A 2,153-nucleotide genomic window follows, 5' to 3' on the forward strand; every position below is an offset into this window, starting at 1 on the left:
TCTCGTCGAGGAGATGGGCATCCCGCCGCAGCGCCTCTCGGCCAACGGGTTCGGGGAATACCAGCCCGTCGATCCGTCCGACACGGCGGCGGCGCGGGCGCTGAACCGGCGCATCGAGCTGAAGCTGACCGAGCGCTGAGGGGGCGCCAAGAATTCTAGCTAAAATTCTTGGCGCAAGATTTTTCGTACGAAAAATCTTGCGCGCGTCCGGCCCTTTGGTGGGTCTGGCAAATCGTGTCCACCCGTGCCAGAAGCGCGGCCAACGCTCAGGAGGCCGCGCCCATGTTCATTGTTTCGCTCATCGCCCGTCCCGGCACGCTCGAGGCCGCTCTGGTTTCGTCGCTGCGCAATGCCACAGGCGGTGGCGCGGCGATCTGGCTGTCGCAGGGCGAGGCAGCGGAATTCCCGCTCGACCATGCGCCTGCCAATCTCGAAGAGCTGCGCGCGGCGGTGGCCGATCAGGCCGACCTGAACCTTTTGCCGGCGCTCGGCCGTCGCAAGACCATGCTGCTGGCGGACATGGATTCGACCATGATCCAGCAGGAATGCATCGACGAGCTGGCCGAGGAGGCCGGCGTCGGCGCACATGTGAAGGACATCACCGCTCGGGCGATGAATGGCGAGCTCGATTTCGAGGGGGCACTGACCGAGCGCGTGGCGCTGCTCAGGGATCTGCCCGCGGCAGTGATCGACCGGGTGCTCGAGACCCGCATCACCCTGATGCCCGGAGGGCGCGAGCTGGTGGCGACGATGAAGGCCAATGGCGGCTATGCCGCACTGGTTTCGGGCGGGTTCACCGCCTTCACCGCGAAGGTGGCGGGGCTCGTGGGCTTCGACGAGAACCGCGCCAACACGCTTCTGATGGAGGGTGGCAAGCTCACCGGCGATGTGGCGCGCCCGATCCTCGGCCGCGAGGCCAAGGTGCAGGCGCTCGAGGAGATTTCGGCTCGGCTCGGCATTCCCGAGGCCGATGTTCTGGCGGTGGGCGACGGCGCCAACGATCTTGGGATGCTGGGGCGCGCCGGCATGGGCGTGGCGCTGCACGCCAAGCCTTCGGTGCAGGCGCAGTGCGATCTGCGGGTGAACCACGGCGACCTGACCGCGCTGCTCTACCTGCAGGGCTACAGCCGCGAAGACTTCGCGACGGTCTGAGGGCGGGAAGCGAGGAGCGATGCTCCTCGCGTCAGTGGCAGATCAGGGGAACCCAGGCGCCGTCTTGATGCGGCCGACCTCGATGCCGGCGCGGTTGTGGATCGGCGGACAGAGGAAGCGCTGCACCTCCGGATCGGCCTCGTCGAGCACGCCAAGCTGCACCAGGAGCGCCGCCACCGCGCAATCGGCGGCACGGGTGGCGCCGTCGGCGATCTTCAGCGCCAGCCCGAGGCCGCGCTGCGGCAGGATGGCGACGAAATAGCCCTCGGCCCCGGTCTTGATCGCCACCGGCTCCTTGGCGGCGCGCATCAGGTGAGTGCAGGCGCGGCCCTTGCCCGCGACATGCTCTGGGAAAGCGATCATCGCCTCGACCAGCTGCGCCGCGGCGCGGCTCAGCGCGTCCGAGCGTTTGCCGGCGCTGGCGTACCACGCCATCGCGCGGGCCATGCCCTCCATCGTGGTGGCGAAGTTCGGCGCCGAGCAGCCGTCGATGCCGTAACCCGGGCTTTCCATCCCCGTCACGGTCTCGAACAGCTCGCGCACCTCGCGCTGCACCGGGTGGTCGGGGTCGCAATACTCTGCCCCGCCGCCGAGATGCTTGTTGAGGGTCAGGAACCCCGCGTGCTTGCCAGAGCAGTTGTTGTGAACCTGGCAAGGGCATTTGCCCTCGCGGATCATCTGCAGCTTCAGCTCCTTGTCGCGCGAGACCTCGGGCCCGCAGCGCAGATCGTCATCGCTCAGCCCCAGCTCGGCCAGCCACGCGTTGACCGCATCGACATGCAGCGGCGCGCCCTGGTGCGAGGCGCAGGCCAGCGCAAGTTGCTCAGTCTTCAGGCCAAACGCCTGCGCCGCGCCGGAGGCCACCAGCGGCAGGGCCTGAATCATCTTGGCCGAGCTGCGCGGCAGGATCACCTTGCCGGGATCGCCCCAGGCCTGCACGATCTGGCCGCTGTCGTCGCAGATCACCGCGTGACCCGAATGGCTGCATTCCAGAAACGGGC

The 2,153-nt window shown here is 68.1% G+C and carries 2 protein-coding genes; one reads left to right on the forward strand and one right to left on the reverse strand.

Features of this window, described 5'->3' with window-relative positions:
• Window positions 1–282: 282 nt before the first annotated feature.
• On the forward strand, window positions 283–1,152 hold the full coding sequence (gene serB / locus AC6RA4_RS25040; protein ID WP_500164967.1) for a phosphoserine phosphatase SerB: 870 nt from the start codon (window positions 283–285) through the stop codon (window positions 1,150–1,152).
• Window positions 1,153–1,194: 42 nt separating this feature from the next.
• Here serB and AC6RA4_RS25045 read toward each other — a convergent pair.
• On the reverse strand, window positions 1,195–2,153 hold a 959-nt coding region (locus AC6RA4_RS25045; protein WP_500164969.1), incomplete at its 5' end, for an asparaginase.

This window comes from Salipiger sp. (assembly GCF_059781815.1).